Annotated in this window: 21 protein-coding genes and 1 pseudogene; 14 read left to right on the forward strand and 8 right to left on the reverse strand. The window is 72.9% G+C overall.

Going from position 1 to position 21030, the window contains the following annotated elements; translation table 11 throughout:
* Positions 1-791 precede the first annotated feature (791 nt).
* Together sepH and BLU82_RS10265 are read right to left on the reverse strand one after the other, a co-directional pair.
* On the reverse strand, positions 792-1976 hold the full coding sequence (sepH, locus tag BLU82_RS10260; RefSeq protein ID WP_092619351.1) for a septation protein SepH: 1185 nt from the start codon (positions 1974-1976) through the stop codon (positions 792-794).
* Between the two features lie 96 nt (positions 1977-2072).
* Positions 2073-3362, reverse strand: coding sequence for a D-arabinono-1,4-lactone oxidase (locus BLU82_RS10265; RefSeq protein ID WP_092619354.1), 1290 nt, complete (start codon positions 3360-3362; stop codon positions 2073-2075).
* A gap of 15 nt (positions 3363-3377) precedes the next feature.
* Here BLU82_RS10265 and BLU82_RS10270 point away from each other — a divergent pair, with 15 nt between their 5' ends.
* Entirely contained in the window at positions 3378-4481 is a 1104-nt protein-coding gene (locus tag BLU82_RS10270; RefSeq protein WP_092619357.1) for a ferrochelatase, read from the forward strand.
* Positions 4482-4500: 19 nt separating this feature from the next.
* Positions 4501-5304: an inositol monophosphatase family protein gene (locus tag BLU82_RS10275; protein ID WP_231947754.1), complete on the forward strand. Its 804-nt coding sequence runs from the start codon at positions 4501-4503 to the stop codon at positions 5302-5304.
* Between the two features lie 57 nt (positions 5305-5361).
* On the opposite strand, the gene BLU82_RS10280 is transcribed toward BLU82_RS10275, so the two are convergent.
* Together BLU82_RS10280 and BLU82_RS36295 are read right to left on the reverse strand one after the other, a co-directional pair.
* Positions 5362-6558, reverse strand: coding sequence for an ABC transporter permease (locus BLU82_RS10280; protein ID WP_092619363.1), 1197 nt, complete (start codon positions 6556-6558; stop codon positions 5362-5364).
* Positions 6558-7495 (reverse strand): annotated as a pseudogene (locus BLU82_RS36295) (ABC transporter ATP-binding protein). Before BLU82_RS36295 ends, BLU82_RS10280 begins: the two are co-directional and overlap by 1 nt.
* Before the next feature lie 268 nt (positions 7496-7763).
* Between BLU82_RS36295 and BLU82_RS10290 the strand changes: the two are divergent.
* Positions 7764-8063, forward strand: a complete 300-nt coding sequence (locus tag BLU82_RS10290; protein WP_053202804.1) for a DUF4193 domain-containing protein — start codon at positions 7764-7766, stop codon at positions 8061-8063.
* Positions 8064-8078: 15 nt separating this feature from the next.
* On the opposite strand, the gene BLU82_RS10295 is transcribed toward BLU82_RS10290, so the two are convergent.
* Positions 8079-8537 (reverse strand): DUF3093 domain-containing protein, encoded by a 459-nt coding sequence (locus tag BLU82_RS10295; RefSeq protein WP_197682851.1) that lies wholly within the window; start codon positions 8535-8537, stop codon positions 8079-8081.
* Positions 8538-8588: 51 nt separating this feature from the next.
* On the opposite strand from BLU82_RS10295, the gene BLU82_RS10300 reads away from it, so the two are divergent.
* The 7 genes from BLU82_RS10300 to BLU82_RS10330 are packed head-to-tail and all read left to right on the forward strand — an operon-like array spanning position 8589 to position 12175.
* A complete protein-coding gene (locus BLU82_RS10300; RefSeq protein WP_231947755.1) occupies positions 8589-9152 on the forward strand; it encodes a PaaI family thioesterase in 564 nt (187 codons plus the stop codon).
* Complete coding sequence (gene dut / locus BLU82_RS10305) at positions 9149-9625, forward strand: dUTP diphosphatase (protein ID WP_092619369.1); 477 nt, start codon at positions 9149-9151, stop codon at positions 9623-9625. Before BLU82_RS10300 ends, dut begins: the two co-directional genes overlap by 4 nt.
* 18 nt (positions 9626-9643) lie before the next feature.
* Positions 9644-10345 (forward strand): DUF3710 domain-containing protein, encoded by a 702-nt coding sequence (locus BLU82_RS10310; RefSeq protein WP_092619372.1) that lies wholly within the window; start codon positions 9644-9646, stop codon positions 10343-10345.
* A gap of 30 nt (positions 10346-10375) precedes the next feature.
* A complete protein-coding gene (locus BLU82_RS10315) occupies positions 10376-10768 on the forward strand; it encodes an OB-fold nucleic acid binding domain-containing protein (RefSeq protein WP_370246313.1) in 393 nt (130 codons plus the stop codon).
* Between the two features lies 1 nt (position 10769).
* Positions 10770-11480 (forward strand): DUF3159 domain-containing protein, encoded by a 711-nt coding sequence (locus BLU82_RS10320; protein WP_092619375.1) that lies wholly within the window; start codon positions 10770-10772, stop codon positions 11478-11480.
* Positions 11481-11525: 45 nt separating this feature from the next.
* Entirely contained in the window at positions 11526-11741 is a 216-nt protein-coding gene (locus BLU82_RS10325; RefSeq protein WP_092619378.1) for a type II toxin-antitoxin system VapB family antitoxin, read from the forward strand.
* A complete protein-coding gene (locus tag BLU82_RS10330) occupies positions 11738-12175 on the forward strand; it encodes a PIN domain nuclease (RefSeq protein WP_092619381.1) in 438 nt (145 codons plus the stop codon). The genes BLU82_RS10325 and BLU82_RS10330 overlap by 4 nt, the downstream gene beginning before the upstream one ends.
* 11 nt (positions 12176-12186) lie before the next feature.
* Here BLU82_RS10330 and BLU82_RS10335 read toward each other — a convergent pair whose 3' ends face one another.
* Positions 12187-12852: a TrkA family potassium uptake protein gene (locus tag BLU82_RS10335; protein ID WP_069114736.1), complete on the reverse strand. Its 666-nt coding sequence runs from the start codon at positions 12850-12852 to the stop codon at positions 12187-12189.
* Positions 12852-13517 (reverse strand): TrkA family potassium uptake protein, encoded by a 666-nt coding sequence (locus tag BLU82_RS10340; protein WP_092619384.1) that lies wholly within the window; start codon positions 13515-13517, stop codon positions 12852-12854. The genes BLU82_RS10335 and BLU82_RS10340 overlap by 1 nt, the downstream gene beginning before the upstream one ends.
* 155 nt (positions 13518-13672) lie before the next feature.
* Between BLU82_RS10340 and BLU82_RS34695 the strand changes: the two genes are divergently transcribed.
* The 4 genes from BLU82_RS34695 (at position 13673) to BLU82_RS10355 (ending at position 19098) form a co-directional block, all read left to right on the forward strand.
* Positions 13673-15598 carry an APC family permease gene (locus BLU82_RS34695; RefSeq protein ID WP_172885568.1) on the forward strand — a complete coding sequence of 642 codons (1926 nt, stop codon included), beginning with the start codon at positions 13673-13675 and terminating at the stop codon, positions 15596-15598.
* A gap of 35 nt (positions 15599-15633) precedes the next feature.
* Positions 15634-16833, forward strand: coding sequence for a class I SAM-dependent RNA methyltransferase (locus BLU82_RS34700; RefSeq protein WP_231947756.1), 1200 nt, complete (start codon positions 15634-15636; stop codon positions 16831-16833).
* A gap of 175 nt (positions 16834-17008) precedes the next feature.
* The gene (locus tag BLU82_RS10350) at positions 17009-18145 is read left to right on the forward strand and encodes a magnesium and cobalt transport protein CorA (protein WP_092619387.1); all 1137 of its coding nucleotides are present in this window, start codon (positions 17009-17011) and stop codon (positions 18143-18145) included.
* A gap of 32 nt (positions 18146-18177) precedes the next feature.
* Positions 18178-19098, forward strand: a complete 921-nt coding sequence (locus tag BLU82_RS10355) for an LLM class F420-dependent oxidoreductase (protein ID WP_092619390.1) — start codon at positions 18178-18180, stop codon at positions 19096-19098.
* On the opposite strand, the gene glmS is transcribed toward BLU82_RS10355, so the two are convergent.
* Complete coding sequence (gene glmS / locus BLU82_RS10360; protein ID WP_092619393.1) at positions 19099-20916, reverse strand: glutamine--fructose-6-phosphate transaminase (isomerizing); 1818 nt, start codon at positions 20914-20916, stop codon at positions 19099-19101.
* Between the last annotated feature and the right edge of the window lie 114 nt (positions 20917-21030).

Consider the following 21030-nt stretch of genomic DNA (forward strand, 5'->3'; position numbering starts at 1 on the left):
GCCGTGGGGGCGGCGCGCTTCGCCGTGGGGGGTGCTGCGGTGGGCGGTGCGGTGCGGTGGGCGGTGCGGTGCGCGGTGGGCGGGGTACGGTCCCCGGTCCCCTCCCGGCCGGGAGGGCTCCCACCCTACGGGCGGGCGGCGTTAACCCGGCGTGAACGGCCGTCCGTCGTTGCCTGTCGCCGGGGCTCGGTCTGGGGTGCGGCTCCCTGGGGCCGGCCCTTCGTCGCGGTGCGGCTCGGGGTCGGCGGCGAGGTCGCCACGGGTCGGCCTCCGGCGCCGTGCGGCTCGGAACCGTCGGCGCGGTCAGGGGCGGGGCTCTGGCGCGGTGCGGCTCGGGGTCGGCGGCGAGGTCGCTACGGGTCGGCCTCCGGCGCCGGTGCGGCTCGGTGCGCGGTGGGCGAGGTTCGGTCCCCGCCCGGCCGGGAGGGCCCCCACCCTACGGGCGGGCGGCGTTAACCCAGCGTGAACGGCCGCCCACAGATGTCCGCCGCCGGGGCTCGGTCTGGGGTACGGCTGCTCACGGCCGGCCCGCCAGCGCGGTGCGGCTCGGGGTGGCCGGCGAGGTCGCTACGGGCCGGGCCTCCGGCGCGGTGCGGCGCGGTGCGCGGTGGGCGGGGTTCGGTCCCCGCCCGGCCGGGAGGGCCCCCACCCTACGGGCGGGCGGCGTTAACCCAGCGTGAACGGCCGCCCACCGACGTGCCCAGCCCGCCGACGGTCCCTGCCCACCGACGGGCCCGACCGCCGACGGTCCCTGCCTACCGAGGGGCGGAGGCGGCGGGGCGGGGGAGCGGTCAGTCGTTCTTGCGGCGCCCGAACATGATCTCGTCCCAGCTGGGGACGCTGGGCCGGCGGGAGCGGGAGGAGCTGGTCTTGCGGGCCGGCGGCGCCGGCTCGTCGGCCGTGGGGGCGAGGTCGGCGGCCTGCTCGTCGTCGGTTTCGACGTGCTGGGCGATGTCGCTGAGCCGCAGCCGCTCGCTCGTGACCGCGTCGTCGGCCTCATCCTCGACGGCCGAGGCGCCCGAGGCGGAGGCGGACGGACCGGCAGCAGCGGGCGGCTCGGCGGGCTCAGGCGTGTGGTCGTGGAACAGGTCGGGCTCGCGACGACGGCGCTCGCGGCCGGTGCGGGTGGTGCGCCGCTGGCGGCGGGCCGCGGCCGGGATCGGCGTGGTGTCGTCGAACTCGTCCTCATCGTCAGCGGAGGCGGACGAGGACGTGGACGACGACGCAGAAGCGTCGCGCACGAGACCGCGCACCGGCCCCACCCCGGCCGGCTTGAGGAACGCCGGCAGGTCGGGGCCCTCGTCGTCTTCGGCGGGCGCCGCGGCGCCGGACGAACCGCCCACGACGGACAGCCGGGCCGGGCCGGCGGGGACCTCGGGCTCGGGGTCGGCGGGCGCCTCGGCCGGCAGCACGCCGGCGATGGAGCGGGCGTTGTGGTCCTCGGGCACGACGGTGCGGCCGGACGGGTCGAACGAGAAGAGGGCGGAGTCCTCCTCCTCGCCGGCCCACGCGAACCGGACCAGCCAGCGGCCGTCCTCGCGCCGCCACGCGTCCCACTCGACGAGGTCGGGGTCGGCGCCGTGCGTCTTGGCGGTCGCCCCCGCGGCGGCCTCCAGTGTCTGCGGCGGGCCGTCGCCGCCCAGCCGGCGCACCGTGGCCTGCCGGGCGCGGCCCGCGATGTGCTCGCGTTCGGCGAGGACGGGGCCGGCGAAGCGCTCGACCTTCTCGCGTGGCATGCCCGCCACGGCGGCGACGGAGTCGACGGACTCGCCCGCCCGGATGCGTGCCTGGATGTCGCGTGGACGTAGCTGGCTTTCGAGCCGGATATCCAACTGTCCCAACCTCGCTCGGTCGCCTCGGATCGCGGCGAGCAGGCGATCGTCCACCCGCAACGCCAGCTGTTCACCGTCGTGGCCGGAGAGGATGAGGTGAGCGCCGTCCTCACTGACCGCGATCAGCCGAAGCTCACGCATCATCCTCACCTCCGATCACGACTGCCATCCATCGTCACCCGCGGCACCGGGTCCGACCAAGCCGCCACGCCGCCACCGGCCGGTCTGACGAGCACTTTTCTACTCGCCCAGCACCTGGTCGAGGTACTCGTTGGCCATGATCCGCTCCGGGTCGACCCGGTCGCGGACCGCCCGGAACGTCCCCATTCGCCGGTAGTGATCGAGAAGATACCCCGAATCGCGGGTATGGAGCTTTCCCCAGTGCGGCCGCCCACCGTACTCGGTCCACAGCTTCTCGACGGCGGAGAACCAGCCGGTGTAGTCCGTCCGGGGGTAGGCGTGCGTCGCGACGTAGACGGTGTCGCGCTCGTAGGCGGGGGAGAGCCACACGTCGTCGGCCGGTGCGAGGCGGACCTCGACCGGGAACGCCACCCGCCACGGCCCGCGCGCCGTCAGGTCGCGCAGCGCCCGCAGCGCCCCGGGCGCCGCCGAGCGGGGCAGCGCGTACTCCATCTCGTGGAACCGGACCCGCCGCGTGCTGGTGAACACCTTCGGCGCGGCGTCGACGAAGCTGCGGGCGCCGATCAGCCGGGCGGCGACGGCGTTGACGGCCGGTGTGGTCTTGGGCGCGGCCCGGGTCACCCGCTGCACCAGCGCCAGTCCGGCGTTCTCGACGACGTCGCCGGACCACCAGGCGGCGACGGGGTTCGGCGGCGCGGCCGGCTCGCCGGTGCGGCGGTTGACGGTGAGCTGGACGGCGTCGGTGAACGGCAGCCAGTAGAGGTCGCAGTGGTCGGCCGCCTCGAGGTCGGCGAACCGCTCGACGACGGCGTCCAGTGTCGTCCGCTCCACCGTCGACCGCAGCGTGAAGGCCGGTTCGACCCGGAACGTGACACTGGTCACGATGCCCAGCGCGCCGAGGCCCAGCCGCGCGGCCTGGAACAGGTCGCCGTCGTCGGTGGCCGACACGCGCCGCACCGTGCCGTCGGGCAGCGCGATCTCCAGCGCCACCACCTGCTCGGACAGCGACGCGCTGGCCCGGCCGCTGCCGTGGGTGCCGGTCGCGATGGCCCCGGACACCGTCTGGACCGCGATGTCGCCCATGTTCGTCAGGCCGTAGCCGCGCTCGGTGAGCAGCGCGTTGAGCTCGTGCAACCGGGTGCCGGCGCCGACGGTCGCCGTGCCCGCCTCCGTGTCGAGGGCGAGCAGGCCGCTGAGGCCGTCGAGCCGGACCTGCACGCCGTCCGTCGCCGCGACGGGGGTGAAGCTGTGGCCCGCGCCGACCGGCTTGACCCGCAGCCCGTCGCGTGCGGCGGCGGTGAGCACGGCGGCGGCCTCGTCGGCGCCGGCCGGCCGCTCGACGCGGACCGGGCGCGCCTGGACGGTACGCGCCCAGTTCTGCCAGACCATGGGCGTTAGGCTCTCATGGTGAGCATCACCGATCCGTACGACGCCCTCCTGGTCGTCTCCTTCGGCGGTCCGGAGGGGCAGGACGACGTCATCCCGTTCCTCGAGAACGTCACGCGCGGCAAGGGCATCCCGCGCGAGCGGCTGGAAGAGGTCGGCGAGCACTACCGCCTGTTCGGCGGGCGCAGCCCGATCAACGACCAGAACCGCGCGCTGATCGCGAACCTCGAGCACGAGCTGGCCGAGCGGCGCATCTCGCTGCCGGTCTACTGGGGCAACCGCAACTGGGACCCCTACCTCGCCGACGAGCTGGCCCGCATGCGCGACGACGGCGTCGAGCGCGTCGCGGCGTTCGTGACCAGCGCGTACGACTCCTACTCCGGCTGCCGGCAGTACCGCGAGGACCTCTGGCGCGCCGTGCAGGAGGTCGGGCCGGGGGCGCCGCGCATCGACCGGCTGCGGCACTCGTTCGACCACCCCGGCTTCGTGACGGCCAACGCCGACGGCGTCGTGGGCGCGCTCGGCGACCTCCCGCGCGACGTCGCCGACCGGGCCCGCATCGTCTACGTGACGCACTCCATCCCCGACGCCATGGCCGAGACGTCCGGGCCGACGGGCGGGGCGTACGTCGCGCAGCACCTGGCCGTCGCGTCCGCCGTCAGCGCGCAGGTGCAGGCCCGCACGGGCGTGGAGCGCCCGCACGACCTCGTCTACTGCTCGCGCAGCGGCCCGCCGTCGATGCCGTGGCTGGAGCCCGACGTCAACGACCACCTGGCCGCGCTGGCGTCCGAGGGCGTCGAGGCGGTCGTGCTGGCGCCCATCGGGTTCCTGTCCGATCACATGGAGGTCGCGTACGACCTCGACACCGAGGCGCTGGCGACGGCGAAGGAGCTGGGCATCGCGGCGGCCCGCGCGGCCACCGCCGGCACCCACCCCGACTTCGTCGACACCGTCATCGACCTCCTGCTCGAGCGGGCCGCCGTCGAGCGCGGCGAGCCCGTCGTCCGGGCCAGCATCGGCCCGCCCGGCCCCGCCGCCGACGTCTGCCCGGCCGGCTGCTGCCCGAACCTGCGCGAGGACCTCCCCGCGCTCTGCGGCGTCGACTCGCCCCCGTACCCGTGACCCCTGTGGAGGAATCCCCGTGACGGCCGACCCCGCCGACCTGCTCGTCCTGGCCGAGAAGACCGCCCGTGAGGCCGGTGACCTCGTCCGCGACAAGCGTGAGGCGGTCGAGCGCATGGCCGTCGCCGGCACCAAGTCGACGCCCACGGACGTCGTCACGGAGTCCGACACCGCAGCGGAGGCGCTGATCCGCTCGCGCCTCTTCGCCGCCCGCCCCGACGACGGCTTCCTCGGCGAGGAGGACGGTTCGGTCGCCGGCTCGACCGGCGTCGAGTGGGTGGTCGACCCGATCGACGGCACCGTCAACTACCTCTACGGGATCCCGCAGTACGCGGTCTCCATCGCCGCCCGCGTCGACGGCGTGGTCCGCGCCGGCGTCGTCCACAACCCCGCCAGCGGCGAGACGTGGACGGCGGTGTCCGGTGGCGGCGCCTTCCTCGACGGCGGCCCGGTGCGCGTCTCGTCCTGCACGTCGCTGTCGCTGGCGCTGGTCGGGACCGGTTTCGGCTACGACGCGGTGCGGCGGGCGCGGCAGGCGGCGGTGCTGCTGGAGGTCGTCCCGGCCGTCCGCGACATCCGCCGGGCCGGCGCCGCCGCGCTCGATCTGTGCGCCGTGGCGACCGGCCGGCTGGACGCCTACTACGAGCGCGGCCTGAACCCGTGGGACCTCGCGGCGGGCGGGCTGATCGCCGCCGAGGCCGGCGCGGTGGTCAGCGGCCTGCGCGGTGCGGAGGCCGGCAACGACCTCGCCCTGGCCGCGACGCCCGGCGTGGCGGCCGAGCTGACGGCGCTCCTGGAGCGGCTCGGCGCCGACCACGACTGATCCGCTCCCATGATCATCAATGATCCAACCACCCATAGGGGGTCGGATCATTGATGATCATCGGGCGGTGCGGCGGCGGGCGGCCCACGCGTCCTTCAGCGACACCTTGGCGCCCATGCGCAGCACGGCCCCCTCGTAGACGCGCGCCGCCAGCACGACGAGGACGGCGATCAGCGCGAGCATGAGCCCCAGCGCCAGCCCGATCTCCCAGCCAGCGGCGTCGCCCCGGGCCATGCGCAGCGGCATGATCAGCGCGCTGAACGGCGGCACGATGCTCAGCACCCCCGCGGCGGCGGCGTCCTGGTTGAGGAACACGTAGAACGCGCCGAAGTACGAGACCATCATCAGCGTGTTCACCGGTGTGGTGACGTTCTGCAGGTCCTCCTGCCGCGAGATGCGGGCCGCGGCCGCCGCCGACAGCGACGCGTAGGCGGCGAAGCCGAGGACGAACCAGCCGAGGGCGGTGAGGACCGGCGTGATCATGGGCCCGCTCAGGCTCACCGCGCCCAGCGCCGCCGCGATGCCCAGCCCCAGCCCGCCGATCAGCGTGAGCTGCAGCAGTCCGAGCAGCCCGATGCCGATGATCTTGCCGGCCAGCAGCGCCCGCGCCGGGATGGTGGCGAGGATCACCTCGACCACCCGGCTGGACTTCTCTTCGACGACGCCCATGGCCACCCACATGGAGTAGGTGATGAGCTGGCCGAACAGCACGATGGTGCCGAAGAACGCGATGCCGCCGCGGGTCTCGCGCTCGTCGGCGTCGGGGTCGAGGGTGACGGTCCGCAGCGTGGCCGACGTGAGCGCGGCGGACACGTCGGCGGGGTCGATGCCGGCCGATTCCAGCGCCCGCGCGCCCTCGACCTGGCTGTACGCGTTCTGGAGGACGGCGCGCAGCGTGTCGTCGAGGGACTGGTCGACGACGACGGAGTCGCCGTCGACGTAGGCGTCGAGGTCGCCGTCGCGGACGGCCTGCTCGGCCTCGGCGGCGTCGGGCACCGACTGGAAGCTCACCTCGATGTCCGCGACGGAGGCCTGGTGCGCGACCGCCTCCTGCAGGCCCGACGGCTCGCCGACCAGCGCGACGTCGTAGCTGCCGGCGCCGAAGTCGGTGAACCGGGGGAGCAGCACGACCACCGCGATGATGCCGAGCGTGATGAGCAGCGAGATGAAGAACGAGCGCTCACGGATGCGCTGCCCGAACTCGCGGCGGGCGACGAGCGTGGCGGCCTCACGGAACGACAGTGGGCGCGACATCAGGCGGCCTCGACCTTCTCGGGGCCGGACGGCGCCTCGGCCGGCTCGGCGACGACGGAGCGGAACAGGTCGGCCAGGGTGGGCCGGACCGGCGTGAACTGGTGGACGGGGCCGAGGGCGCGGGCGGCGTCGAGCAGGGCTTGGTCGTCGCCCGACGGCGCCAGCTCGACGACCACGGTCTGCTCGGCGTCCTCGACGACGCTCAGCCCGGGCACCGCGGCCGTCAGCGCGGCCACCCAGCCGGGCGCGGCGTCGACGGACAGCCGGAACCGGTTCGCGGCCGTGCCGCGCAGCTCGTCGACGGTGCCGTCGGCGACCAGGCGGCCGGCCCGGATGATGCCGACGGCGTCGCACAGCCGCTCGACCAGCTCGAGCTGGTGGCTGGAGAACACCACGGCGGCGCCGGCGTCGACGCGGGCGCGCAGCACCGCGGCCATGGAGTCGACGCCCATCGGGTCGAGGCCGCTGAACGGCTCGTCGAGGACCATGACGGCGGGATCGTGCACCAGCGCGGCGGCCAGCTGCACCCGCTGCTGGTTGCCGAGCGAGAGCGATTCGACGCGATCTGACGCACGTTCGCTCAGAGCGAGCGCCTCGAGCAGGCCGGATGCGGCCCTGTCGGCTGTGATGCCTGCCACACCGTGCAGCCGCGCGAGGTACACGAGATGCTCGTGCACCTGCATCTTGGGGTACAGCCCGCGCTCCTCGGGCATGTAACCGAACTCACGCCTGATGTCCTGGTCGAGGGGGTGCCGTTCCACCGGACCTCGCCGCTGTCGGGTTCGAGGACGCCCAGCACGATGCGCATGGCGGTGGTCTTGCCGGCGCCGTTGGTGCCAACGAAACCGTACATCTGCCCAGGTCGGACCGTGAACGAGAGATCGTCGAGAGCCACGACGTCGCCGTAGCGGCGGGACAGCCGGTCGAGCTCGAGCATGCGGTTCCTCTCGGTGGGACGATCCGTTGACAGCTTCTCGCCTGGAATGGTGACATCCCTCGTCCCGGAGAACGGTGTGATCCGTCGGTCCAGAGGACGACACGAACTCCCACTGTGTGGGGTGCCGTGCCAACGGGGTACCGCATCAGGCAGAATCTCCCGCTCGGAGCGGGCACAACCGCGGGCCGTCGTGCGTTACGGAGGGGCACGGTGTCCAAACCGGCCCGGCCACCGACATCATGACGCGCCCAGTGAGGGGGAATAGATCATGGCAACCGACTACGACGCGCCACGCAAGACCGACGACGATCTGTCCGAGGACTCGCTGGAGGAACTGAAGAACCGGCGCATGGACAAGACGTCGGGCATCGTCGACGTCGACGAGTCCGACCTGAACGAGTCCATGGAACTGCCGGGAGCAGATCTGTCCAACGAGGAGCTGGCGGTCCGGGTGCTGCCGCGGCAGGCTGACGAGTTCACCTGCTCGCAGTGCTTCCTGGTGCACCACCGCAGCCAGCTGGCGAAGGAGAAGGACGGGATGCTCATCTGCCGCGACTGCGCGGCCTGAGCACCTCCGGACCCCTCACCGGCCGGCCGTCTGACGCGCCGCCTCGAGCTCGGCCACGAGCCGCTCGGGGCGGCGCGTCGACACCAGCCAGTAGGGGGTGGGGTCGGCGTCGTCGTCGACCCCGATGCGCACCACCCCCGGCACGTACCCGCGGATCGCCACGTAGGCGCGGCGGTCGAGGCCGGGGCCACGCGCCGCCCGCGCGTCGTCGCCGGTGAGCGCCTCGGCCGTGCCGACGGCCGTCAACGGCAGCCGCGCCCGCCCCACGCGGACGCCGTCGGGCCCGACGGCGACGCAGAGCCGGCCGTACAGCAGCAGCGCGGCGCCGCCGAGCAGCAGCACGGCGGCCGCCGACGGCAGCGACACCCGCGGCCCGAACGGCAGCTCGTAGACGAGCCAGACCGACGCGGCCAGCCCGGCCAGCAGCAGCCACCATCGAGCCGGCACCACCAGGCGTTCGCGGTAAGCAGTCACTCCAGCAGGGTGCCACGGATCGCCGGAGCCGAGCGGGTAGGGTCGTCGATCGTGACCGAACGGCAGCACGGGGCGCCGCGTCCCGCCGACGCGATCGAGCGGCATCCCGGCGCGCCGGCGCCCGGCAGCACCATCGCCTCGCACTACCGCATGTGCGTGGGCTGCGGACCGGACCACCCGACGGGGCTGCACGTCACCGTTGTCGCGGGCGAGGGCCTCACCGTGGCCGGCACGTTCACCGTCACCGACGACCACCAGGGCGCGCCCGGCCTGGCCCACGGCGGCATCCTGTCGCTGGCCTTCGACGAGGTGCTCGGCTCGCTGATCTGGCTGATCGGCAAACCGGCCGTCACCGGCCACCTCGAGACCAGCTACCGCCGCCCGGTCCCGGTCGGCACGACGCTGCACATCGGCGCCGCGGTCGACCGCGCCGAGGGCCGCAAGATCTTCATGTCCGCGACCGGCCGCGAGAACGCGCCCGACGGCCCGGTCAGCGTCACCGCGTCGGCCGTCTTCGTCGTCGTCCCGCCCACCCACTTCACCGACCACGGCCGCCCGGTGGCCGTGTCGGAGCTCTCGGAAGCGGCCGCGAAGGTCGCGGAGGTGAACCCGTGACGGACCCCGTCGACGTCCTCATCACCCGGCTGGACCCGGACGTGCCGCTGCCCGGCTACGCCCATCCCGGCGACGCCGGCGCCGACCTGATCACGACCAGCGACGTCAGCATCGCGCCGGGTGAGCGGGCCATGGTGGGCACGGGCATCGCGATCGCCCTGCCCGCGGGTTACGCTGCATTCGTCCACCCGCGGTCGGGGCTCGCGCACCGGCTCGGCGTCAGCATCGTCAACACACCGGGCACGGTCGATGCGGGCTACCGGGGCGAGATCAAGGTGCTGCTGGTCAACCACGACCTGCGGGAGCCGGCGGTGTTCGCGCGTGGCGACCGCATCGCCCAGCTGGTCGTCCAGCGGGTCGAGCGGGCCCGGTTCCACGAGGTGGAGCGGCTGCCCGGCTCGGCGCGGGGCGACGGCGGGTACGGGTCGACGGGCACGGCAAGCCAGGCCGGCGGCAACGCCGGCGTCCGATAGACGAAGGGGACGGTCAGGGTGTGGGGACGGCGGCGCCGCGACGGCGATGAGGACGAGGCCGCGGTCGAGGAGACCGTGGAGGCCACCTCGACGGCGTCCGGTTCGGACGGGTCCGGCGAGGACGACGAGGCCAAGAGCGACCGCTCCGGCGGCCCGCTCGACGAGTCCGAGGTCGACCTCGACGAGGCGCGCAAGGGCCGCGTCGACCTCGGCGGCCTGCTGGTGAAGGCCGCGCCCGGCATGAAGCTGCAGCTGCAGGTCGACCAGCGCACCGGCAACGCCACCAGCGCCGTCCTCGCCATCGACGACGCCGCGGTGCAGCTGATCGCCGTCGCCGCGCCGCGCAGCTCCGGCATGTGGGGCCAGACGCGGCTGCAGATCAGCCAGGACGCCCAGCGCCGCGGCGGCCGCGCCGAGGAGGCGCCCGGGCCGTTCGGCACCGAGGTCCGGCTGGTCGTGCCGGTGCAGGCGCCCGACGGCAAGCAGGTGCTGCAGCCGTCGCGGGTGTCGGCCATCGACGGCCCGCGCTGGATGCTGCGCGCCACGTTCCTGGGCAAGGCCACCAATGACGCCGCCACGTTCCAGCGCTTCGTCGCGCTGGTGAAGGAGACGGTGGTCGTCCGCGGCCAGTCGCCGATGGCGCCGGGCGACGTCATCGTGCTGAAGCCGCCGGCCGGCACCCGCCCGCCGGCCGACCCGTCCCAGCCGCTCCAGGCCTGAGCTGCTGGTTTGCCTCGGCGGACTACTCTCATAGCTGTGGAAGAGAACACCGGGCGCCGCGGCATCTGGGGCGCCATCACGCGGTGGGTCGCCTCCGACGAGGAGGTCGAGGCCGAGGAGTTGCGCGACGACGCGCGCGAGGCCGGCTGCCAGCCGCTCGCCGACGTCCAGGACCGCACCACGGTGCGGGTCCGCGGCGTGCTGCAGTCGGTCACGCTGCAGCCGCGCCTGGGCACGCCCGCCCTCGAGGCCGATTTGTACGACGGCTCCGGCGCGGTGACACTGGTCTGGCTCGGCCGGCGGCGCATCGCCGGCATCAGCTGCGGACGCCGGCTGGTCGCGACCGGACGGGTGGCCACCCTCGACGGCCGCAGGGTCATGTACAACCCGCGATACGAGCTGCTGCCCGCAGGCATGGAGTGAGATGAGTCAGAGCGATCCCGGCGCCCCCGACCGTGCCGGCCGGCAGGGCTGGGTCCAGGCCCTCACCTCCGACGAGCGGTTCCGCGCCCAGAACGTGCTCGGCCCGGCCGCGCTGCTCGACGCCGGCCTGCCGCTCGCCCTGTTCACCGTCGTGTACACCGCGGCCGGGCGCGACCTCACGCTGTCGCTGTGGGTCGCGCTCGCCTCGGGCGCGCTGCTGGCCGTCGTCCGGCTGCTGCGCAAGGAACAGCTGCAGAACGTCATCGCCGGCTTCCTCGGCGTCGGCCTCGCCGCGTTCATGGCCAACCGGACCGGCCGGGCCGAGGACGTGTTCCTGCCCGGCCTTCTGATCAACGTCGGCTACGGGCTGGCCTACCTGGTCTCGATCGCCGTCCGCTGGCCGCTGCTCGGCGTGTTCGTCGGGCTGGTCACCGGCCAGGGCACGGCCTGGCGCCACGACCCCGCGCTGCTGCGCGCGTACACCCGGGCCAGCCTGCTGTGGGTGGGCATGTTCGCGCTGCGGCTGGCGGTGCAGGTGCCGCTCTACCTGTCCGGCGAGGACCAGATCGGCTGGCTGGCCGGCGCCCGGCTGGTCATGAGCTGGCCGCTGTTCCTGCTGGTCGCCTACCTCTCCTGGCTGATCATCCGGCCCGCGTACCGCGCCCACCAGGAACGGACGGCGGCCGCGAAGCCCGGCCCCGTCGAGGGCTGATATATACTCTCGCCGTAAGATGGATATATCGAAGGGCGGGTCGGCATGACGAAGATGCTCATCGACATCGACGACGATGCGCTCGCCGAGGCAGCCGAGGTTCTGGGCACCACGACGAAGAAGGACACCGTCAACGCTTCGCTGCGGGAAACGACGGCCCGATTGCGCCGCGCCCGGGCGTTCGCCGAGTTGCAGCGCCTGGCCGAGGACGGCGCGGTCGATCTGGATGTGCTCAGGGACAAGCAGAACTACCGTCGATGAGCTCCACCGTCGACTTTCTGGTCGACACCAGCGCCGTCGTCCGATGGATGTCTGGTGAGGCCATCGGAGAATGGCGCGAGGCGGTTGCGAACGGTCAGGTCGGGATGTGCGACCTCACCGAACTCGAGTTCCTCTACTCGGCTCGTTCGCCGGACGAACGGGCACATGTCCTCGCCGTCCTGGAAGCCACGTTTCCCTGGATGCCGATACCCGATCGGATCTACGGGCGCGCTCGTGAGGTGCAGGGGTACCTGACCCACCGCGGGTGGCACCGCAGCGCCGGCACCGTCGACCTCCTCCTGGCCGCGGCCGCCGAGCTGCAGGGCCTGATCCTGCTGCATGAGGACCGTGACTTCGAGACGATCGCCGAGGTCACCGGGCAGCGGACACAACGGCTGCTTCCGCCCGCGAAGCCAGGCCCCGTCGAGGGCTGAACCCCGGCGGCTCAGCCGGCGTGCGGCGAGAGCAGGTCCTCGAGCTGCTTCTCCCGCTCCGGCGCGGCGACGAACAGCAGCTCGTCGCCGGCTTCCAGCGGGAGGTCGGGCAGCGGGCTGTGCACGTGCTTGCCGCGGATGATCGACACCAGGGAGGTGTCGACCGGCCAGGCGACGTCCGCGACCGCCGTGCCGACGATGGGGGAGTCGCCCGGCAGCGTCAGCTCGACCAGGTTCGCCTCGCCCTGCCGGAAGCTGAACAGCCGGACGAGGTCGCCGACGCTGACGGCCTCCTCGACCAGCGCGCTCATGATGCGCGGCGTCGACACCGACACGTCGACGCCCCAGGACTCGTTGAACATCCACTCGTTGCGCGGGTGGTTCACCCGGGCCACCACGCGCGGCACGCCGAACTCCGTCTTGGCCAGCAGCGACACCACGAGGTTGACCTTGTCGTCGCCGGTGGCGGCGATGACGACGTTGCAGCGGTCGAGCGCCGCCTCCTCGAGCATGGACAGCTCGCAGGCGTCGGCCAGCAGCCACTCGGCCTCGGGCACGCTGGCGGCCTTGATGGCCTTGGTGTCCTTGTCGATGAGCAGGACGTCGTGGCCGTTGGCCAGCAGCTCCGACGCGATCGAGCGGCCGACGTTGCCGGCGCCGGCGATGGCGACGCGCATCAGACCTCCACCTCCGGGTCCTTGGCGAGCACCTGCGCGACGTAGGAGACGCGCTCGGTGTTGACGAGGACGTGGACGAGGTCGGCGTCCTGGATGACGGTGGACGCGGTGGGCAGCACGCCCTCGCCGTAGCGGGTGAGGAACGCGATCCGGGCGCCGGTCGCCTCCTCCAGCTTGTCGACCGTGAGGCCGACCCAGCCGTTGCTGAGGTGGAACTCGGCCAGTTGGACGGTGCCGGTGGGGTCGACCCACTCCGTCTGCGCGCCCTCGGGGAAGAGCCGGCGCAGGATCTGGTCGGCCGTCCACCGCACCGTCGCCACCGTGGGGATGCCGAGGCGCTGGTACACCTCGGCCCGGCCGGGGTCGTAGATGCGGGCCACCACGTTGTCGACGCCGAACGTCTCGCGGGCCACCCGGGCGGCGAGGATGTTGGAGTTGTCGCCGCTGCTGACCGCGACGAACGCATGGGCACGCTCGATGCCTGCCTCGATGAGCACGTCGCGGTCGAAACCGACCCCGGCCACCGTCGAGCCCTCGAAGCCCGGCTGCAGCCGCCGGAACGCCTCGGGGTTCTGATCGACGATCGCGACCGTGTGGTCGTGCGATTCGAGGATGTGCGCGACGGTCGAGCCGACCCTGCCGCAGCCCATGATGACGACGTGCATGTGGTCCTCTCACACTCACCGTGCGACGCGGGGGCTCGCCGTGTCGCTGCCGACGTTACACGTCCGCCCCGAAAGGCATACCATTGCCGATCGTGCCGAGCCTCGGCGATCTGTCCAAGCGGCTCCTCATCGGTCGCAAACTTCCCAGCGAGCGCATGGGGCACACGCTGCTACCCAAGCGGCTGGCCCTGCCGGTGTTCGCCAGCGACCCGCTGTCGTCGGTCACGTACGCCACGCAGGAGATCCTGGTCATCCTGACGCTGGGCGGCCTGGCCTATCTGACGTACACCCCGTGGGTCGCCGCGGTCGTCGTGTTGCTGCTGATCACCGTCGTGGCGTCGTACCGCCAGCTGGTGCGCGCGTACCCGAGCGGCGGCGGCGACTTCGAGGTGGCCAACACCAACCTCGGCCCGACCGCCGGACTGGTCGTCGCCAGCGCGCTGCTGATCGACTACATCCTGACGGTCGCGGTGTCGGTGTCCGCGGGCGTCGACAACCTGATCTCGGCCGTCCCGGAGCTGAACGACTACCGGGTGCCCATCGCCATCGGCATCGTCGTGCTGCTCTCGGCGATGAACCTGCGCGGCATCCGCGAGAGCGGCATCGCCTTCGCGATCCCCACCTACCTGTTCATCGTCGGCATGGCCGGGCTGATCGTGTGGGGCCTGGGCCGGACGCTCTTCGGCGACGACCCGGTCGCCGAGTCGGCGCAGTACGACGTCCATGCCGAGATGACCGATCTCGGCGGCATCGCGCTGATGCTGCTGGTGCTGAGAGCGTTCGCGTCCGGTTGTACGGCGCTGACCGGCGTCGAGGCGATCGCCAACGGCGTGCCGGCGTTCCGCAAGCCGAAGGCGAAGAACGCGGCCGCCACGCTGGCCATCATGGGCACGCTGTCGATCACGATGTTCAGCGGCATCACCGCGCTGGCCGTCGTCGCCGACGTCCGCTACGTGGAGAACTCCTGCGACCTGGTCGGCTTCGACTGCACCCAGCCGCAGCCGACCGTCATCTCGCAGCTGGCCGAGGCGGTGTTCGGCGGCGACACCATCCCCTTCTACTACATCCAGGGCGCCGCGGCGCTGATCCTGATCCTGGCCGCGAACACCGCGTTCAACGGGTTCCCGCTGCTCGGCTCGATCCTGGCGCAGCACCGGTACGCGCCGCGCCAGCTGCACACCCGCGGCGACCGCCTGGTGTTCAGCAACGGCATCCTCGTGCTGGCGGTGCTGGCCGGCCTGCTGATCGTCGCGTTCGACGCGTCGGTGACGCGGCTGATCCAGCTCTACATCGTCGGCGTGTTCACGGCGTTCACGTTCGGCCAGACCGGCATGGTGCGGCACTGGAACCGCCTGCTGGCGGCCGGTCCGAGCGGGCCGGAGCGACGGCAGATCCTGCGTTCGCGGGCCATCAACGGCACCGGCGCCGTTCTGACCGGCGTCGTGCTCGTCGTCGTGCTGATCACGAAGTTCACCCACGGCGCCTGGCTGGTCGTCGCGATGATGCCGCTGCTGTTCCTGGTCATGCGGGGCATCCGCCGGCACTACGACACCACCTCGGAGGAGCTCGCGGTCGAGGACTGGCCGTCGGAGTCGCTGCTGCCGTCGCGGGTGCACGCGGTCGTGCTGGTGTCGCGGCTGCACAAGCCGACGGTGCGGGCCATCGCCTACGCGCGGGCGGCCCGGCCGGACATCCTCGAGGCGATCACCGTCGACGTCGACGAGTCGGCCACGGCCGCGCTGCTGGACGAGTGGGACCGCCACGACATCCCGGTGCCGTTGCGGGTGCTCGACTCGCCGTACCGCGAGATCGCCCGGCCGGTGGTGGAGTACGTGCGGGCGATCCGCCGGGCCAGCCCGCGCGACGTCGTCACGGTGTACGTGCCCGAGTACGTGGTCGGGCACTGGTGGGAGCGCATCCTGCACAACCAGAGCGTCTTCTGGCTCAAGGGCCGGTTGCTGTTCACACCGGGCGTCATGGTGACGAGCGTGCCGTGGCAGCTGCGCTCGGCGGCGGCCGCGAAGGCCAGGGTCAAGGCGAAGCAGGCGCCCGGCGACGTCCGGCGGGGTGGTCCGCGCTGAGCGGGCGGACGCGCGCGGCCCGCGGCGAGTCCGTCGTGGGGACGCAGGTCGTGGTCGACGTCGGCGCCGTCGCGCACGGCGGCGTCTGTGTCGCGCGGCACGAGGGCCGGGCGGTCTTCGTCCGGCACGCGCTGCCCGGCGAGCGGGTCCGCGTCCGCGTCACCGAGGGCGGCACCGAGGACCGGTTCTGGCGCGCCGACGCGGTGGCCGTGCTGACGCCGTCGCCGGCCCGGGTCGAGCCGCCGTGCCCGTGGGCCGGACCTGGCAAGTGCGGCGGCTGCGACTGGCAGCACGTGCTGCTGCCGGCCCAGCGCTCGCTGAAGGCGGCCGTCGTCGCCGAGCAGCTGGAGCGGCTGGCCGGCCTGCGCCGCGAGGTCGTCGTCGAGCCCGTCCCCGGTGACGACGACGGTCTGGGCTGGCGCACGCGCGTCACGTACGCCGTCGACGCTGGTGGGCGCGCCGGGCTGCGGGCGCACCGCTCGCACGACGTGGTGCCGATCGACTACTGCCGCATCGCGCACCCCGAGGTCCGCGCGGCCCGGGTCGAGGACGGCGAGTGGCCCGGCGCCGCCTCGGTCGAGGTCGTCGCGGCGAACACGGGGGAGCGGCAGGTGTTGGTCGACGGCGAGGTGGCCGAGGGCCGCCGCTACGTCGTCGAGGAGGCGGCCGGACGGCGCTGGCGGGTCAGCGGCGGCGGGTTCTGGCAGGTGCACCCGGGTGCGGCGAACACGCTGGTCAGCGCCGTGCTGGAGGGCGTCGAGACGCGGCCGGGCGAGACCGTCCTCGACCTCTACTGCGGCGTCGGCCTGTTCGCCGGCGCGCTGGCGCCGCTGGTCGGCTCGTCGGGCACCGTTGTCGGCGTCGAGGGGGCGCGGCAGGCCGTCGCCGACGCGCGGCGCAACCTGCACGACGTCCCCTGGGTGCGGCTGCTGACCGGCCGGGTCGACCGCGTGCTGTCCGGTACCGGGCCGGCCGGGGTGCCGCCCGCCGCCGACGTCGTCGTGCTGGACCCGCCGCGCGAGGGCGCCAAGGCCGCCGTCGTCCGCCAGATCGCCGCCCGCCGGCCGCGGGTGGTCGCCTACGTCGCCTGCGATCCCGCCGCGCTGGCACGCGACCTCGCCACCTTCGCCGCCCACGGCTACCGCCTCACCGGCCTGCGCGCGTTCGACCTGTTCCCGATGACGCACCACGTCGAGTGCGTCGCGATCCTGCACCCCGCAACTGAAGTGGACTAGGCTTGGGGGCGGCGAAAGCGGCGACGACCAGGAGGTGAGGCGGCCATGCGCAGTGAGCCTCCTAGTCATGCGTCGCAGGGCGCCGAGGTCCGGGGCAGCTGATGCCTGACGGCCGGGTGGTCCTGCGTCGCACGACCCCCGTCTCCGTCCGCCTCATCGCCATGGGAGCGACGCCATGCCTCCTCGCCGTCAGCGCGCCCTGCGCGTCATCCGTCCCGCTCTGCGCCGGCAGGGCCGGCACGATTCCGTGACCGATCGCCCCGCCGACCAGCCCGCGGCCGCCGAGCGGCGCTCCAGCATCGTCGACGCCGCGCTGTACCGCGACGGCAAGCGCATCAGCACGCCCAGCTCGCTGGCCGAGACGTACCGCCAGCTGCGCGCCGACTCCGAGGCCATGGCGTGGATCGGGCTGCACAAGCCGAGCGACGCCGAGCTGCTGTCGCTGGCCGACGAGTTCGACCTGCACGAGCTCGCCGTCGAGGACGCCATGGAGGCGCACCAGCGGCCCAAGCTCGAGCGGTACGGCGAGACCCTGTTCGTGGTGCTGCGCGCGGCCCGCTACCTCGACGCCGTCGAAGAGGTCGACTTCGCCGAGCTGCACCTGTTCGTCGGGCCCGGCTTCGTCATCACCGTCCGGCACGGCGCGGCGCCCGACCTCTCCAGCGTCCGGCGCCGCATGGAGGACGACCCCGACCTCCTGCGGCTGGGCCCCGAGGCCGTCCTGTACGCCGTCCTCGACGCCGTCGTCGACGGCTACGTGCCGGTCGTCAACGGCGTCAGCAACGACGTCGACGAGATCGAGGTCCAGGTGTTCGGCCGCGACCCCAAGGTCTCGCGGCGCATCTACGAGCTGTCCCGCGAGGTGCTCGAGTTCCAGCGGGCCACCCGGCCGCTGTCGGGCATGCTGGCCGGGCTCGAGGGCGGCTTCGAGAAGTACGGCACCGACGAAGAGCTGCAGCGCTACCTGCGCGACGTCGCCGACCACGCCACGGAGGTCACCGAGCGGGTCGACGGCTTCCGGCAGGTACTCTCCGACATCCTCGCCGTCAACGCCACGCTGGTCACCCAGCAGCAGAACGAGGAGATGAAGGCGCTCACCGAGGCCAGCTTCACGCAGAACGAGGAGCTCAAGAAGATCTCGTCGTGGGCGGCCATCCTGTTCGCCCCGACCCTGGTCGGGACGATCTACGGCATGAACTTCGACAACATGCCCGAGACGCACTGGTCGTTCGGCTACCCGTTCGCGGTGCTGCTCATGGCGATCGTCTGTGTCAGCCTGTTCGTCATCTTCCGGAAGAAGGACTGGCTCTGAGGCCGCTGGCCCGGCCGTGAAAGGCTGGGCCCATGCAGCTGCGCATCTTCACCGAACCCCAGCAGGGCGCGAGCTACGACGACCTGCTCGCCGTCGCGCAGGCGACCGAGCGGCTCGGCTTCGACGCCTTCTTCCGTTCCGACCACTACCTGAAGATGGGTTCCGTCAGCGGGTTGCCCGGCCCCACCGACGCGTGGACGACGCTGGCCGGGCTGGCCCGCGAGACGTCGCGCATCCGGCTGGGCACGCTGGTCACGTCGGCGACGTTCCGCAACCCCGGCGTGCTGGCCATCCAGGTCGCCCAGGTCGACCAGATGTCCGGCGGACGGGTCGAGCTGGGGCTGGGCGCGGGGTGGTATGCGCGCGAGCACGAGGCCTACGGCATTCCGTTCCCCGAGAAGCGCTTCGGCCTGCTCGAAGAGCAGTTCGACGTCATCACCGGGCTGTGGAACACGCCGTCCGACTCGACGTTCTCGTACGCCGGTCAGCACTACACGGTGAGTGAGTCGCCGGGGCTGCCCAAGCCCACGCAGCGGCACGTCCCGCTGATCGTCGGCGGCAACGGCCCGCGGCGCACGCCCGCGCTGGCGGCGAAGTACGCCGCCGAGTACAACTCGTCGTTCCCGGCGAAGTCCGACATCGCCGAGCGGTTCGCCGTCGTCCGCAAGGCGTGCGAGGACGCCGGCCGCGACCCCGACTCGCTGGTGTACTCGGTGGCGCTGGTGGCCTGCGTCGGTTCCGACGAGGCCTCGTTCGCTCGCCGGGCCGCGGCGATCGGGCGCGAGCCGGCCGAGGTGCGGACCAGCGGGCTGGCGGGGACGCCGCAAGAGGTCGTCGACAGCATCAACGCGATCCGCGAGCTCGGCGGCGGCCGCGTCTACCTGCAGATCCTCGACCTCTCCGACCTCGACCACCTGGAGCTCATCGCGGCCGAGGTCGCGCCGCACGTGTGACTACTCGACGGTCACCGACTTCGCGAGGTTGCGCGGCTTGTCGACGTCGTGGCCGAGGGTCAGCGCGGCGTGGTAGGCGAGCAGCTGGAGCGGGATCGTCAGCAGCAGCGGGTCCAGCTCCGGCTCGCTCTTCGGCACGGTGATGACGTGCGCGGGCTCGACGCCGAGGTCGACGCCGTCGTGCGTCACCACGGTGAGCGGGCCGGAGCGGGCGGTGATCTCCTGCAGTGTGCCGAGGTTGCGGTCCAGCAGCTCGTCGTCCGGCACGATCGCGACGGTCGGCAGCTCCGGGCCGACCAGCGCGAGCGGGCCGTGCTTCAGCTCGGACGTCTGGTAAGCCTCGGCGTGCCGGTAGGAGATCTCCTTCAGCTTCTGTGCGCCCTCGCGGGCCACCGGGAAGCCGCGGGTGCGTCCGACGAAGAACAGGCTGCTGGCCGCGGCGAGCTCCTTGGCGACGGCGGCCAGGTGCTCCTCGTCACCGATGATCGCCTCGATCTGCTCCGGCAGTGCCTGCAGCGCCTGGATGAGGCGGCGCCCGTCCGCCGGTGACACGTCGCGGATGCGGCCCAGGTGCAGGCCGAGCAGCGCGAACCCGACGAGCATGTTCGTCAGCGCCTTCGTCGACGCGACCGCGATCTCCGGGCCCGCGTGCAGGTAGACGCCGCCGTCGCACTCCCGCGCGATGCTCGACCCGACCGCGTTGACCAGGCCGATCACCCGCCCGCCCTTCCGCTTCAGCTCCTGGACGGCGACCAGCGTGTCGTACGTCTCGCCGGACTGGCTGACCGCGACGTAGAGGGTGTCCTTCTCGATCACCGGGTTGCGGTAGCGGAACTCCGAGGCCGGCTCGGCGTCGGCGGGGACGCGGGCGATCTCCTCGATGAACTGCGCGCCGGCCTGCCCGGCGTAGTAGGCCGAGCCGCAGCCGAGGATCTTCACCCGGCGGAACTCGCGCAGCTCGCGCGCGTCCATCTCCAGCCCGCCGAGGCGGACGGTGTGGAAGCGCTCGTCCAGGCGGCCCTTGAGGATGCGGCGGACGGCGTCGGGCTGCTCGGCGATCTCCTTGTGCATGAAGTGCTCGTGGCCGTCGGTGCCGTAGTCGGAGGCGTCCCAGTCGACGGTGACCGCGGTCTTCGTCGTGCGGGCCTCGCGGGTGAACGTCTGGTAGCCATCCGCCCGGAGCGTGGCCAGCTCGCCGTCGTCGAGATGGACGACCTGCTTGGTGTAGCGGACCAGGGCGGCGGTGTCGCTGGCGACGTGCATCTCGCGGTCGCCGAGGCCGAGGATGATCGGGCTGCCGTTGCGGGCGACGACGATGCGGTCCGGGTGCGCCTGGTCGAGGACGGCGATGCCGTAGGTGCCCTCGATCCGGTCGAGGGCGGCGAGGACGGCCTGCTCGAGGGTGGTCTCGCTGCTTCTCGCGATGAGGTGCGCCAGCACCTCGGTGTCGGTGTCCGACGTCAGCTCGACGCCGTCGGCCTGCAGCTCGGCGCGCAGCTGAGCGGCGTTGTCGATGATGCCGTTGTGCACGACCGCGACCCGGCCGTCGGCGCTGAGCTGCGGGTGCGCGTTGCGCTGCGACGGGACGCCGTGCGTGGCCCAGCGCGTGTGGCCGATGCCGGTCTTGCCGCCGAACCGCTTCGGCAGGCCCGCCTCCAGCTCGCGCACCCTGACGGCGTCGCGGTGTAGCCGGATCTCGCTCGGCCCCAGGACCGCGACGCCGGCGGAGTCGTAACCGCGGTACTCCAGCCGCGCCAGGCCGTCGACCAGGATGGGGGCGGCCGGCTTCGCGCCGACGTATCCGACGATTCCGCACATGGCGTGGGTCCTCTCGTTGCTCTCTGTGTTCTAGCGCTGTGGCCGGGTGCGGACCAGGGGTCGGCGTCAGCCTGTGCTGTTCGGCGTCGGCGTCGGCGCCGGCCGCTTGCTGTG

The sequence above is a fragment of the Jiangella sp. DSM 45060 genome, assembly GCF_900105175.1.
Classification (GTDB): domain Bacteria; phylum Actinomycetota; class Actinomycetes; order Jiangellales; family Jiangellaceae; genus Jiangella.